The sequence below is a fragment of the Nocardioides nematodiphilus genome (assembly GCF_020216525.1).
Classification (GTDB): Bacteria; Actinomycetota; Actinomycetes; order Propionibacteriales; family Nocardioidaceae; genus Nocardioides; species Nocardioides nematodiphilus.
This window is the reverse complement of the sequence record NZ_JAIWOY010000005.1, coordinates 1-13,850: the sequence shown is the minus strand read 5'-3', so window position 1 is coordinate 13,850 and position 13,850 is coordinate 1. Positions and strand designations below refer to the sequence as shown.

Below are 13,850 nucleotides of genomic sequence, written 5' to 3'. Positions count from 1 at the left end.
GGGAGCATCCTACCTTGCCTCTTCCAAAGCCAGCCCGCTAGATTGCTGGCTATGGAGTCCACGAGCCAGCCCCGAGTGCGGCATCAGCGCGCGGCGATCGGCATCCTCACCGGCGCGGCCTTCCTCGCCAGCCTCGACCTCTTCATCGTCAACGTCGCCTTCGACGAGATCGGTCGCGACTTCGGCACCGCCTCGCTCGGCCGGCTCAGCTGGATCCTCAACGCCTACGCCGTCGTCTACGCCGCCCTCCTGGTCCCCGCCGGCCGGCTCACCGACCGCTACGGCCGCAAGCAGGGCTTCGTCGCCGGCACCGCGCTCTTCACCCTCGCCAGCCTGCTGTGCGGGCTGGCGCCCGGTGTCTGGTGGCTCGTCTCGGCCCGCGTCCTGCAGGCGGTCGGCGCCGCGCTGATGACGCCCGCCTCCCTCGGCCTGCTGCTCGCCACACTCCCGCCCGAGAAGCGAGCGGCCGGCGCGCGGCTCTTCGCGATGACCGGCGCGGTCGCCGCAGCGTTCGGGCCGGCGGTCGGCGGAGGCCTCGTCCAGATCTCGTGGCAGACCGCCTTCTGGATCAACGTCCCGCTCGGCATCGGCCTGGTCGTCGCTGCGATCCGCGTCGTCCCGGACGTACGCCACAACCAGGACGCCCCGCGACCCGACCTCCTCGGCGGCCTCATCCTCGCGCTCGCCATCGCCGCACTGGTGCTCGGCATCGTCCAGGGCAACGACTGGGGCTGGACCTCGGCCGGCGTCCTCGCGGCCTGGGGCATCGCGCTCGCCGGGACCGCCGCCCTCGCGCATCGCATCAGCCACCACCACGCCCCGGTGATCGACCCCGAGCTGCTCCGGATCCCGGCCTTCGCCTGGGCCAACATCAGCCAGCTCGTCTTCAACATCGCGTTCGGCGTCGGCCTGCTCAGCCGGATCCTGTGGATGCAGGAGCACTGGGACTACTCGGCGCTGCGCACCGGCTTCGCCGTCGCGGTCGGACCGGCCTTCGTGCCGATCACCTCGATCCTGGCGACCCGCTTCCTGCCCCGGCTCTCCTCGGGTGCGCAGATCGCGATCGGCACCACCCTCTTCGCCGTCTCCGGTCTCTGGCAGGCGCTCGCCACCGGCACCCACCCCGCCTACGTCAGCGAGATGCTCGGCCCGTGGATCATCGGCGGCATCGGCGTCGGCCTCGCCCTCCCCCAGCTGATGGCCGCCGCGACCTCGAGCCTGCCGCCGCACCAGGCCGCCACCGGCTCCGGCGTGGTCAACATGGGGCGACAGGTCGGCCTGGTCCTCGGCATCTCGGTGATGGTCGGCCTCCTCGGCACCGGCCTGCCCGACCTCGCCCACTTCCAGCGCGTCTGGGTCTTCATGGCGATCGCATCGCTCACGGCCGCGGTCGCCGCCCTCGCGATGGAGGCCGTACGACGCCCCCGCCCGGTCCGTGAGAGCGAGGCCACTACCGTGAAGGCATGACGTACACCCCCGATCCCGAGCGCTACGACGGCCGGATGCCCTACCACCGCACCGGCCGCACGGGCCTCCTCCTGCCGGCCCTCAGCCTGGGCCTGTGGCACAACTTCGGCGACGACACGGCCTTCGAGCGCCAGGAGCAGATCCTCCAGGCGGCCTTCAACGCGGGCATCACCCACTTCGACCTGGCCAACAACTACGGGCCCGAGCGCGGCTCCGCCGAGATCAACTTCGGCCGCCACCTGCGGAGCACGTTCCGGGGGCTGCGCGACGAGCTGGTGATCGCGACCAAGGCCGGGTGGGACATGTGGCCCGGCCCGTACGGGAAGCCCAGCGGCTCGCGGAAGTACCTCGTCTCGAGCCTCGACCAGTCGCTGCAGCGGATGGGCCTCGACTACGTCGACATCTACTACCACCACCGCCCCGACGCGGAGACCCCGCTCGAGGAGACGATGACCGCCCTGGACGCGATCGTCCGCAGTGGCAAGGCGCTCTACGTCGGCATCTCCTCGTACACTCCCGAGCGCAGCCGCGAGGCCGCCGCGATCCTGCGCGAGCTCGGCACGCCGCTGGCGATCCACCAGCCGTCGTACTCGATGCTCAACCGCTGGACCGAGACCGACGGCCTGCTCGACGCGCTCGAGGACGAGGGGGTCGGCTGCATCGCGTTCAGTCCGCTGCACCAGGGCATCCTGACCAACCGCTACCTCGGCGGCGTGCCCAAGGGCAGCCGCGCGACCAAGGGCGTCTTCCTCAGCGAGGACCGCCTCACCCCGGAGCTGATGGCGTCCGTACGCGGCCTCCACGAGCTCGCCGAGGGCCGCGGTCAGACGCTCGCGCAGATGGCGCTGGCCTGGGCGCTGCGCGACCCGCGGATGACCTCGCTGGTCATCGGCGCCTCCTCGGCCCAGCAGGTCAACGACTCGGTCGGCGCCCTCCGGGCCCGCGACTTCACCGCCGACGAGCTGGCCACGATCGACCGGCTCTGCGAGGCCTCCGGCGTCGACGTCCACAAGCGCGAGCGCGGCGACGTCAACGACCTGCGCAACTAAGAGATGGTCCGGGACGAAAGGGTTGTCTCAGGGTCCTGTGACCCCACCAGTTCGTCCCGGACCATCGGGTTCAGGCGGCGTCGTAGCGCGCGCCCTCGGGCTTCTCCATCGAGGCCCACCACACGATCAGGATGATCCAGCCCACGATCGGGATGAGGACCAGCAGCTGCCACCAGCCGGAGCGGTTGGTGTCGTGCAGCCGGCGGGCGCCGAGCGCGAGCGAGGGGCAGATCGTCGCCAGGCCCCACAGGTCCGTGAGGATCCCGGTGCCGATGACGGCCGCGACGATCGCGAGCACGATCGCGATGCAGAAGGCGATCAGCTCCCACCACCAGAACTCCGAGCGGCTGGCGCGACCGCGGAAGAGCGCGTAGCGCTTGAAGAAGCGCTCGGCGGCCTGCTGGGGCGTGGCGCCGCGCAGCGGCGCGACGGTGGGGTCGCCTGACGGGATCGGCGCACCATACCCGTACGGCTCCGGGGGCGGCGGCGGATAGGGCTCGTACGACATGGGGTCCTCCTGCGGACCGAGGCTGTTCGGACATCTGCACGCTAGCGCCGAGTACGCGCCCGTGCGCGCAACCGACGCGAGATTCTCCAGTCAGGTTTTCCCCAGGGTGCGGTCACACAATGGGACCATGGCACGCGTAGGCATCTGTGAGGACGACCCGACGATCCGACGGATCGTCACCGAATCCCTGCGACTCTCCGGACACGAGACGGTCGCCGCCCACACCGGAGCCGAGGCGATCCGGCTCTTCCGCGACGACGACGAGCTCGACGTCGTCATCCTCGACATCGGCCTGCCTGACGCCGACGGCCGCGACGTCTGCCAGGCGCTGCGCAGCGGCGGTCAGGTCTCGCCGGTCCTCTTCCTGACCGCGCTCGGCCAGCTGCACGACAAGGTCGCCGGCTTCGCGGCCGGCGCGGATGACTACCTGGCCAAGCCGTTCGACGTGAAGGAGCTCGCGGCCCGCGTCGACGCGCTCGCCCGCCGCGGCCGCCTCGTCCAGCCCCGCAACCCCACCGACCTGGTCCTCGACCCCGCCCGGCACGCGATCGTGTGCCAGGACAAGGAGGTCATGCTGACGCCCACGGAGTTCCGGATGCTCGCCGCCATCACCAGCCGTCCGGGCGAGGTCGTGCGCCGCCGTACGGTCGTCGCGGCCGCCTGGCCGGACGGTGCGATCGTCAGCGAGAACACCATCGACTCCTATGCCGCCCGGCTGCGCCGCAAGCTCACCGAGGTCGGCTCGCCGGTCGAGCTGAAGACCGTCCGAGGGGTCGGCTTCACCCTCAAGTGACCCACTCCGAGCAGCGAGGCGCTTGAATGAGCGGCATGCTCCGCCTGCGGCCCCGCGGCTTCCGTGCGCAGATCGTCGCCTCGACGATCCTGCTGATGGCGTTCGTGATGGTCGTGCTGACGGCGGGCACGCAGGCGGTCCTGCAGTGGAACGCCGGCAACGACGTCCGGCGGGCCCTCGACGAGCGCACCCACGCGGTGCTCGCGGTGGCGCGGACGACCGACGAGCCGCTCACCGACCAGTCGTGGGACGAGCTCGACCCCCTCAGCAAGATCTACGACTCCCACGGCGACCCGGTCGGCGGCAGCATCCAGCGCTCCGCCGCCTCGGCGGCGCGCCGGCTCGCCGCCGAGGCGCTGCGCACCGACGCCCAGCAGGACGGCCACGTCGGCGACACCCTCAACCTGCGCGCGGTCCCGTTCCGCACCGAGCTCGGTGAGCGCGGTGTCGCCGTCGTGATCGAGGACTCCGACCCGTACGAGCGAGCCGAGCTCGAGACCCTGATCGCGATGATCGTGCTCGGCACCCTGGTGGTGGCGACCGCCGCCGGCATCGCGTTCCGCGTCACCCGCCAGGCGCTCGAGCCGGTGCAGCAGATGGCCGAGCGCGCCGACGACTGGTCCGAGCACGACCTCTCGCACCGCTTCGACCTGGGGCCGCCCGACAACGAGCTGAGCCGTCTCGGCCAGACCCTCGACCACCTCCTCGATCGGGTCGCCGCTGCGATCCGCGCCGAGCAGCGCCTGACCGCCGAGTTGGCCCACGAGCTGCGCACCCCGCTGACGGCGATCCAGGGCTCGGCCGACCTGGCGCTCATGCGCGGCGTGGAGGACGCGTCCGCCCGCGAGGACCTCGAGGAGATCGCCGCCGCCGCCCGCCGGATGGGCACCGCGATCACCACCCTGCTCGAGCTGGCGCGCGAGCGCAGCGAGCGTGGGAAGGCCAGCACCCCGATCGCCGCGGTCGTGGATGCGGTCCGTCCGCTCGTGCCCGAGGGGCTCCGGCTCGTCGACGAGGCCTCCGCGGTCACCGTCCCGGTCGCCGCACCGGTCGAGCTCGTGGTGCGCACCGTCTCCCCGCTCGTCGAGAACGCCGTACGGTACGCCGACAGCACCGTCACGCTCTCCGCTCGGGTCACCCCCGACCGGATCGAGCTGGTCGTCGCCGACGACGGTCCCGGCCTGGACCCCGAGATCCGCGACAGCGTGTTCGAGCCCGGCACCTCCTCGTCGGGAAGCACCGGGCTCGGGCTGGGGATCGCTCGCCGGGTGGCGAGCTCACTCGGAGGCGAGGTCCAGATCGACGCCGAGGTGGGCGTGACGACCGGGGCCGCCTTCGTGGTGAGCCTGCCGCGCCGCTGAGGCCGCCGCCGAGATGTCCGGCACCGGCACCCGGCCGGCGCTGACCCGCCCGGCGAGGCGCTCGGTGACCACCACGTAGCCGAGCAGCAGGGCGAAGAGCACCAGCCCGAGCGCGGTCACGGTGCCCGTGGTCCAGCCGAGGCCGCCGTGCGCGTGGCTGACGGCGAGGCCGTCGGCGATCGAGGCGCCGAGCGGACGGGTGAGCGAGTACGACGCCCAGAAGCAGAGCACCGCGTTGGCGCCGAGACGCCAGCCGATCAGCGGGACCACGATGAGGGCGCCGAAGATGACGACGGACCAGCCGTAGCCGAGGTGCAGGTTGGACGCGGTGGTGTCGCCCAGCGCGGTGCCGAGACCGAAGGTCATCAGCACGGTGCCCCAGTAGAACCGCTCGCGCCGGCCGGTCGTGATCGAGTGGATGTCGAGGGTGCCCTCCGAGCGGTACCACCACAGGAGCAGGCCCGCGAGCAGGACGAGGTAGATCGCCGAGTCGACGTAGTAGGGCGTGCCGAGCGCGACGTGCGGTCCGTCGGCGATCATCGTGCCGAAGACGGCGACGAACAGGACGGTCACCCAGTAGCGCACCGGGTGGTAGCTGTCGGAGCGCAGCTGCCAGATCAGCGCGGCGAAGAAGCCGCCGACACCGACGACGCCCGCCGCGACCAGGCTGTGGGTCCCCATGAAGTCGGAGGCGGTCTCGCCGATACCGGTGGTGAGCAGCTTGATCACCCAGAAGATCACGAAGACCTCGGGGACCTTGGGCGCAGCGAAGGTCCGGGTACGGACGGGAGCTGTGGCTGTCATGGCCCCGACGGTAGGGAGGTCCTGCTGACCCCCACCTGACCAGCGGCCCGGGCCGGGGCACTCCCGGCGCACGACCAGGGTGATGACTAGTCCTCACCCCAGGGCAACTCCCGCCGATCAATACGGCGATCGCCATGAAGCACTCCGTACGACTCCTCGCCTCCGTCGCCAGCGCTGTGGTCCTGACCGCCGCCCCGCTGGCCCCCGCCCATGCCACGAAGCCCAGGGCTGCGAAGGCGACGAGCGCGCCGGTCTCGAGCCGGGCCTCGTCGTGGACGCTGGAGGACCCGTCGTTCCCGTTCCGATGGGACGGCTGCGAGGCGATCCCGTACCGGGTGAATCTCGCCGGCACTCCGCGCCGCAACCTCACGGTCCTGCGTGCCGCGCTCCGCCAGATCGCCGACGCGACCGGCTTCACCTTCCGCTACGCCGGCTCCACCAGCGTGGTGCCGTTCCGCAAGGGCCGCAGCACGATCGAGCAGGTGCCCGACGACGCGCTCTACGTCGCCTGGACGACGTCCTCGGTGGTGCCGCGGCTGGCCGGCAACGTGATCGGCCTGGGCGGCCCCGGCACCTCGTACAGCCGGATCGGCACGCAGTGGCGCGTCGAGAGCGCGGGCGTCGTGATCGACAAGAGCGCGCACCTCAGCACCGCGATCGGCAAGAACGGCGCCACCCTGCAGAGCCTGCTGCTGCACGAGCTCGGGCACGCGATGGGCCTCGGCCACAGCGAGTCCAAGGCCAACGTCATGTACGAGGGGCTCGGCAACTGGTCGCGGCCCCACCTCGGGCCCGGCGACCGCGCCGGCCTGCACGATCTCAGCAGCCGTACGAGCTGCTGACGCCCGCCCCCAGGCGGGCCCACGAACGCCGAAGCCCTGACCGCGGGGGCGGTCAGGGCTTCGGTGACAAGCAGGGGACGGCGATCAGCCGGCAGCCTCATCCAGGGCCTTGGCGACGCGACGGTGCGCCTCCCAGATCTCCTCGGGCAGGCGGAACTGCTTGAGGTGCTCCTCGCGGAAGCCCATCTCCTGACGCCAGCGCTCGACGTCGATGGAGAGCAGCTTCTCGAGATCGCCGTCCCGGAAGGACATGCCCTCGAGGTTGAGCTCCTCGGCCTTCGGCAGGACGCCGACGGGCGACACCACACCCTCGACCTCGCCGGCCTGGTACTGCTGCAGCCACAGCAGGGCCCGCACGTTGTCGCGGAAGCCGTTCCAGAGGAAGTGGCCATCCTTCGGGTCGCGCTGGAACCAGTTGACGTGGGCGAAGATCGGCGGCTGGGTGGCCTTGCCGATGATGTTCAGCCAGTGCTGCGCGTAGTCGCCCTCCTCGTACGCCATGAAGGGACGCATCGACATGGGGTCGTAGCGGAGCTGGCCGTCGAGACCGTCGGCGGCGAACGTCGCCTCCGCACCGAGGGTCATGCCGTCGTAGACGCCCTCGGCGATGTCGGTGATCGCCCGGACCAGGGGCTCGCGGTCACGCGTGCGGCCACCGAAGATGATCGCGTCGACGACGACGCCGGCCGGGTCGTCGAAGTCGGGAGCAGCGTTGGGGACGTGCGCGATCGGCGTGGTGAAACGGCTGTTGGGGTGTGCCCACGGCTCGCTCTGCTCGCCGGGACCGCGGTCGGCGATCCGCTCGCCCTTCCAGTCCAGCCAGCCGTCCAGGTCGTCGGGGTGGTGCTTGGTCTTGCCCTCCCACCACACGTCCTGGGTCTTCTCGTTGTAGGCGACGTTGGTGAAGATGGCGCCGGTGCCCGGCAGGATCGCCTCGACGGCACCCGGGTTGGTCTGCTCGTTGGTGTCGCGGGCGACGCCGAAGACGCCGTACTCGGGGTTGAACGCCCGGACCTTGCCCTCCTCGTCGACCCACATCCAGGCGATGTCGTCGCCGTAGAAGGTGACCTCGTAGCGGTCACCGAGCACGTCGGGCGCCAGCGTCATCGAGAGGTTGGTCTTGCCGGAGGCGCTCGGGAAGCCGCCGACGACGTGGAACGTCTTGCCGGTCTGCTTGTCCTTGATCCCCAGCAGCAGGAACTGCTCGGCGAGGAACTCCTTGGAGGCCCAGCCGTCGTAACAGGCCTGGCGCAGACCGTGGGCGATCTTGCCGAGCAGCGCGTTGCCGCCGTACGAGGAGCCGAAGTGCAGGATCGTGCGCTGGTCGGCGACCGTGGCGAACAGCCGCTGGTCGTTCGGGGTGCCCTGGCCCAGGTTCGGCAGGTCGCCCTCGACGTGGACCGCGCGGACGAAGGAGTCCTGGTCGGCCAGCTCGTTGATGTAGCTGATGCCCACGCGGGCCATCCGGATCATCTGGTTGACGACCGGGCGGCTGTCGGTGAGCTGCACGCCGGCGGCGTACTTCTCCAGCGCGCTGCCCTGGGGCGCCATCAGGTAGGGGATGACGTACATCGTCTTGCCCCGGGAGGCGCCGGTCATGCGCTCGGTGAGCGTCCTGACCGTCTCCTCGGCGGGGCGCCAGTTGTTGTACGCGCCCTTGTCGACCTCGTTCGAGGTCGCGACGACCGTGCGCTCCTCGGTGCGCGCGGTGTCCTTGAAGTAGGAGCGGCTGTAGTACCGACCGCCCTCCACCGGAAGGATCTCACCGGCAGCGAGGGACTCCTCGAGCAGACGGGCATCGTCCTCCGCGCTGACCACCTCGACGGCGTCCGCACCAGTGATACCGGCCCAGTAAGCGACGTACTCCCGCACGTGCTTGTTCGTGAGTCCTGCATCGTCGAGGACCTTCTCAACGTCAACCATTTCCGCAACCCTTCTTGCCGAGGATGCAGGCACGCTACCGGAGGAAAATGGGCCTCCAGACCGCCGTCCTGTTACCCAGAATGAGTCGTGCGTCACCCTCTGGACGAATGGATCGATCCAAATCTGACTTCCACTTTCGAGGGGCAAAAGGGCTGTTTCCCGCAGGCCGAGAGGCGTCCTTCGCGGGCCCTTCTCGAGGAGCTTTCGCGAGGGCGCTTGTGGTTGCGAAGGAGGGTCCGGAGAGGTCGGCGGGAGGCCGGCCTGGTGGCGCGGAGCCTCGAAATGGAGTCACGCCCGGAGCGCGGCCAATGTGGGGTACCGATGGGGTTCGGTGATGGTCGCGATCCGGGCGTGAGTGCTGGGGCGAAGGTCTCGGGTCCTCCGCCCCAGCAGGACCATCATGAACCATTCAACGACCTCCCCGCAGCCGAATCGCGAACCCGTCCCGCATCGGTCTGGACCGGTCATTCGGACCCGCACAATACTAGAACGTGTTCTCGTTCTGAACTACGATCCGGTCATGGACGACCGCTACGCGCTGGAGCGCCTGAAGTACCGCTACCTCCGCACCCTGGACCTCAAGCAGTGGGACGAGTTCGCCGCGTGCTTCGTCCCGGAGGCCACCGCCGACTACGCCGGACTCGCCTTCGGATCGCGCGACGAGCTGGTCGGCTACATGCGCGCCAACCTCGGCCCCGGGCTGATCACGATGCACACCGCCCACCACCCCGAGATCGAGGTGAGCGGCGACGAGGCGACCGCGATCTGGTACCTCGAGGACACCGTGCTCGCGCCGGAGCTGAGCTTCGCGCTCGAGGGCGCGGCGTTCTACGAGGACCACTGCGTGCGGACGCCCGACGGGTGGCGGATCGTCCACACCGGCTACCGCCGCACGTACGAGAAGTCGTGGAGCACCAGTGACGTGGCGTCGCTGAAGATCACCACGGGCACCGCCTACGAGGCGCCGCCGCGCCTCTAGCCGCTGCTATTGCCACACGGCGCCTCCTGCCGGATGCCCAGCTCGCGGACGGGCGGGGGCCTTGCGCTCGCTCCCCTCGAAGCGACCCGCGATCCAGATGCGAACGGGCCCGTGTGCAGCGCACACGGGCCCGTCCCAGGAAGGAATCGGTCGGGTCAGACAACACCCTCGGTCAGGTCGCGGACCTCGGCGTAGCGAGCGCGGACGGCCGGGTCGACCGGGGCCTCGTACGTCTCGACGCCGCCGGCGTTCCAGACCGGCGCCTCCGCGTCGCCGGAGAGCGCCCAGGCGGCCTGGCGGGCGGCGCCGTCGGCGACGTACTCGCCCGGCTCCGGGACGACGACCGGACGGCCGAGAACGATCGGGGCGATCTGGCGGACCGCGGCGGACTTGGCGCCGCCGCCGACCAGCAGGATCCGCTTCACGTCGACGCCCTGCGCGACGAGGGCGTCGATGCCGTCGGCGAGACCGCACAGCAGTCCTTCGACCGCGGCGCGGGCGACGTGGGCCGGCGTCATGGTGTGCAGCGTCAGGCCGTGGAAGGCGCCCTTGGCGTGGGGACGGTTCGGGGTGCGCTCGCCCTCGAGGAACGGGACCAGGACGAGGCCGTCGGCGCCGGAGGGCGCGGAGAGGGCCAGCTCGGCGAGCCTGTCGAGATCGACATCGAGCATCGCGGCGGTCGAGGCCAGGACACGGGCGGCGTTGAGGGTCGCGACCAGCGGCAGCGACCGGCCGGTGGCGTCGGCGAAGCCGGCGACCGTGCCGGTGACGTCAGCCGCGGGGACCTCCGAGACGGCGCAGGCGACGCCGGAGGTGCCGATGGAGAGGACGACGTCGCCCGGGATGGCGCCGAGGCCGAGGGCCGAGCCCGCGTTGTCACCGGCACCGGCGCCGAGGATGGCGCCGGCCGGGGTCGCGAGACCCGACTCGGCCGGGCCGAGCACGCGCGGCAGGACGAGGTCGTCGCGGCCGAAGGCCAGCTTGAGCAGGTCGAGGCGGTACCCGTCCTTGGCCGACCAGTAGCCGGTGCCGCTCGCGTCGGAGCGGTCGGTGACCAGGTCGTTGATGTCCGTGGAGCCCGACAGCTTCCAGGTCAGCCAGTCGTGCGGGAGGCAGACCGCGGCGACGCGAGCCGCGTTGTCCGGCTCGTTGTCACGCAACCAGCGCAGCTTGGTGATGGTGAAGCTGGCGACCAGGACCGAGCCGACCGCGTCGGCCCAGGCCTTGTTGCCCAGCTCGTTGTTGAGGTCGGTGGCGGCCTGCGCGGAACGGGTGTCGTTCCACAGCAGGGCCGGCCGTACGACATCGCCTGCCTGGTCGAGGCAGACCATCCCGTGCTGCTGACCGCCGACCGAGATCGCAGCGACGTCGTCGAGCCCACCGGCCGCGGTAGCGGCCTCCTGAAGGGCCGACCACCAGTGGTCGGGGTGGACCTCGGTGCCGTCGGGGTGCTTCGCCGAGCCGGAGCGGACGAGCGCCCCGGTCTCGGCGTCGCGTACGACGATCTTGCACGACTGGGTCGAGGAGTCGACTCCTGCGACGAGCGTCATCTGCGGTCTCTTTCGGTCAGCGGTCAGTCAGCGCAACTGGTGGAGCAGGTGGGACGGATGCTCAGCGAGCGCCGAGCAGGTGCTCCATGGCGAGCTGGTCGAGCTGCTCGAAGGCGAAGCCGTGGCTGGCCATGGCGTCGATGTCGAACTCCTCGTCGCGCACCGTCGCCAGCGACTCGCCCTCGGCCAGGGTCGGGGCGGCCAGCTGGTCGAGACCCGAGCGCTGCAGGGCGGCCTGGACCTCGGGGTCGGCACGGAACGCGGCGGCGCGCTCCTTGAGGATGAGGTAGTTGCGGATACCGCCCTCGGCGGAGGCCCACACGCCCTCCTCGTCCTCGGTCCGCGGCGGCTTGAAGTCGAAGTGACGCGGGCCGTCGTAGCCGCTGGACTCGAGCAGGTCGACCAGGTTGAACGCGCCACGCAGGTTGCCGGCGCCGAAGCGCAGGTCCTGGTCGAAGCGGGGACCGTGCTGGCCGTTGAGGTCGATGTGGAAGAGCTTCTTGTGCCACAGCGCCTGGCCGATGCCGGCGGCGAAGTTGAGGCCCGCCATCTCCTCGTGGCCCGTCTCCGGGTTGAGGCCGACCATCTCGGAGTCGTCGAGGGTGTCGATGAACGCCAGGGCGTGACCGATCGTCGGCAGGAGGATGTCGCCACGGGGCTCGTTGGGCTTGGGCTCGATCGCGAAGCGGATGTTGTAGCCCTGCTCCTTGACGTAGGCCGTCAGGGTGTTGAAGCCCTCGCGGAAGCGGTCGAGCGCGTCGCCGACGTTCTTGGCGAAGTTGCTCTCCGCGCCCTCGCGGCCGCCCCAGAACACGTACGTCTCGGCGCCGAGCTCGGCGGCGAGGTCGATGTTCTTGGCGATCTTGGCGAGCGCGAAGCGACGCACGCGGCGGTCGTTCGAGGTGAAGCCGCCGTCCTTGAAGACCGGGTGGCCGAAGGTGTTGGTGGTGACCATCGGCACCTTGAGGCCGTTGGCCTCGACGGCCTTGCGGAACGTGTCGATCTTGGCGAGACGCTCGGACTCGCTGGCGTCGAACTCGAAGACGTCGTTGTCGTGGAACGTCACACCGTACGCACCGAGCTCGGCGAGCTTGCCCACCGCGTGAGCCGTCTCCATCGGCGGACGCACCGCGCCACCGAAGACGTCGACGCCCTGCCAGCCGACGGTCCACAGACCGAAGGTGAACTTGTCAGCGGGGGTGGCCTTGTAGTCGCCCATCGCACGCATCCTTTCCAGGGAAGTATTTCGTTCAGGTTGTGAACTATTAGTGTGATCCAACCCGCATCACCGCGTGATGTCAAGCGGGCGCGGCAGAGTTGTCAAGGTGTTCAGGTCTTGGTCTAATCACCGGCATGGCCGGTCCGGTACAGCACGCGCAGATGCGGGCGAGCAACCTCGCCCTGGTCCTGCGCGCCATCGCTGACGCCGGGACGATCACCCGCGTCCAGACCGCCACCGCGACCGGTCTCACGAAGTCGTCGATCTCCGGTCTCGTCACGGACCTGGTCACCGCCGGCCTGGTCGAGGAGACCGAGGCGGTGCCCGGCCGCGCCGGCGACCGCGGGCGGCCGAGCGCGATGATCGCTCTGCATCGTGGCGGGGCGGCGGGTCTCGGCCTGGAGCTCAACGTCGACTATCTCGCCGCGCTCATGGTCGATCTCGGCGGCACCGTCCGCTACCGCCACGTCGTCACCCGCGACAACCGCGGCCGCCCTCCGGTGGAGGTGCTCGAGGAGCTGGGCCGGCTCGCCCAGGAGGCCGTCACCGCCGCAGCCGAGCAGGGCCTGACCCTGGCCGGCGCCTGCGTCGCGGTTCCCGGCGCGGCCGACGGCACCACGATCAGCCGCGCGCCCAACCTCGGCTGGGCCGACGTGCCGGTGGAGCTGCCGCTACCGCGGACGGCGTACGGGCTCGCGATCGAGAACGAGGCCAACCTCGCCGCTCTCGGCGAGCTCTGGTTCGGCGCGCAGGTGCCGCGGGACTTCGTGCACGTCTCCGGCGAGATCGGCATCGGCGCCGGCATCGTCGTCGACGGCGAGCTCTTCCGTGGTGCGCACGCTCGCGCCGGCGAGCTCGGCCATGTCGTCGTCGACCCGGCCGGACCGCCCTGCTCGTGCGGTGGCCGTGGGTGCCTCGAGAGGCTCGCCGGCCTGGACGCGATCCTGGCGGCGGCCGGCGTCGACTCGCGCGGCGAGCTCGAGCGGCGCTGCGCCGCGGGCGAGCCCACCGCTCTCGGCGCGGTGGCCGACGCGGGCCGCCTGGTCGGGGTCGCGCTCTCGTCGGCGACCAACCTGCTCGACCCGGACGCGGTGGTGCTCGGCGGCGTCTTCGCGGCGCTGGCCCCGTGGCTCGCGCCGGCCGTCGCGGACTCGCTGGCGGCCCATGCCGTCGGGCCCGAGCTGCTGGTCTCCAGCCTCGGCGCCGACGCCGCCGTCCGGGGCGCTGCCGGCTCGGTGATCCGCCGGGTCATCGACGACCCGGCGACCTTCCTCAGCGCCCAGGGCTAGTCGCTCAGTAGGGGTAGAAGCCGTGGCCGGACTTCTTGCCCAGCAGGCCGGCATCGACCATCCGGT

12 protein-coding genes are annotated in these 13,850 nt (G+C 70.9%); 7 read left to right on the top strand and 5 right to left on the bottom strand.

The genetic code is table 11. From position 1 onward, the window contains the following. Positions 1-51: 51 nt before the first annotated feature. Positions 52-1,467 carry an MFS transporter gene (locus KSO98_RS09995; protein WP_225285324.1) on the top strand — a complete coding sequence of 472 codons (1,416 nt, stop codon included), beginning with the start codon at positions 52-54 and terminating at the stop codon, positions 1,465-1,467. Continuing rightward, positions 1,464-2,516 (top strand): aldo/keto reductase, encoded by a 1,053-nt coding sequence (locus KSO98_RS09990; RefSeq protein ID WP_225285323.1) that lies wholly within the window; start codon positions 1,464-1,466, stop codon positions 2,514-2,516. Before KSO98_RS09995 ends, KSO98_RS09990 begins: the two co-directional genes overlap by 4 nt. 70 nt (positions 2,517-2,586) lie before the next feature. Here the strand turns inward: KSO98_RS09990 and KSO98_RS09985 are convergent, their stop codons facing one another. Beyond that, positions 2,587-3,024 carry a DUF805 domain-containing protein gene (locus KSO98_RS09985; protein WP_225285322.1) on the bottom strand — a complete coding sequence of 146 codons (438 nt, stop codon included), beginning with the start codon at positions 3,022-3,024 and terminating at the stop codon, positions 2,587-2,589. Positions 3,025-3,151: 127 nt separating this feature from the next. On the opposite strand from KSO98_RS09985, the gene KSO98_RS09980 reads away from it, so the two are divergent. Both KSO98_RS09980 and KSO98_RS09975 read left to right on the top strand, forming a co-directional pair. Continuing rightward, positions 3,152-3,817 carry a response regulator transcription factor gene (locus KSO98_RS09980; RefSeq protein ID WP_225285321.1) on the top strand — a complete coding sequence of 222 codons (666 nt, stop codon included), beginning with the start codon at positions 3,152-3,154 and terminating at the stop codon, positions 3,815-3,817. A gap of 26 nt (positions 3,818-3,843) precedes the next feature. Further along, entirely contained in the window at positions 3,844-5,178 is a 1,335-nt protein-coding gene (locus KSO98_RS09975; protein WP_225285320.1) for a sensor histidine kinase, read from the top strand. On the opposite strand, the gene KSO98_RS09970 is transcribed toward KSO98_RS09975, so the two are convergent. Beyond that, on the bottom strand, positions 5,095-5,982 hold the full coding sequence (locus tag KSO98_RS09970; RefSeq protein ID WP_225285319.1) for a COG4705 family protein: 888 nt from the start codon (positions 5,980-5,982) through the stop codon (positions 5,095-5,097). The two genes, KSO98_RS09975 and KSO98_RS09970, sit on opposite strands and share 84 nt — an antisense overlap. Before the next feature lie 134 nt (positions 5,983-6,116). Here KSO98_RS09970 and KSO98_RS09965 point away from each other — a divergent pair, with 134 nt between their 5' ends. Next, positions 6,117-6,824, top strand: a complete 708-nt coding sequence (locus KSO98_RS09965; protein WP_225285318.1) for a matrixin family metalloprotease — start codon at positions 6,117-6,119, stop codon at positions 6,822-6,824. A gap of 84 nt (positions 6,825-6,908) precedes the next feature. Here the strand turns inward: KSO98_RS09965 and KSO98_RS09960 are convergent, their stop codons facing one another. After that, complete coding sequence (locus KSO98_RS09960) at positions 6,909-8,747, bottom strand: phosphoenolpyruvate carboxykinase (GTP) (RefSeq protein WP_225285317.1); 1,839 nt, start codon at positions 8,745-8,747, stop codon at positions 6,909-6,911. Between the two features lie 520 nt (positions 8,748-9,267). Here KSO98_RS09960 and KSO98_RS09955 point away from each other — a divergent pair. Further along, on the top strand, positions 9,268-9,726 hold the full coding sequence (locus KSO98_RS09955) for a nuclear transport factor 2 family protein (RefSeq protein WP_225285316.1): 459 nt from the start codon (positions 9,268-9,270) through the stop codon (positions 9,724-9,726). A gap of 155 nt (positions 9,727-9,881) precedes the next feature. On the opposite strand, the gene xylB is transcribed toward KSO98_RS09955, so the two are convergent. Both xylB and xylA read right to left on the bottom strand, forming a co-directional pair. Continuing rightward, positions 9,882-11,276, bottom strand: coding sequence for a xylulokinase (gene xylB, locus KSO98_RS09950; RefSeq protein ID WP_225285315.1), 1,395 nt, complete (start codon positions 11,274-11,276; stop codon positions 9,882-9,884). Positions 11,277-11,337: 61 nt separating this feature from the next. Next, a complete protein-coding gene (gene xylA / locus KSO98_RS09945; RefSeq protein ID WP_225285314.1) occupies positions 11,338-12,495 on the bottom strand; it encodes a xylose isomerase in 1,158 nt (385 codons plus the stop codon). Between the two features lie 134 nt (positions 12,496-12,629). Between xylA and KSO98_RS09940 the strand changes: the two genes are divergently transcribed. After that, positions 12,630-13,784: an ROK family transcriptional regulator gene (locus tag KSO98_RS09940; protein WP_225285313.1), complete on the top strand. Its 1,155-nt coding sequence runs from the start codon at positions 12,630-12,632 to the stop codon at positions 13,782-13,784. Positions 13,785-13,850: the final 66 nt, after the last annotated feature.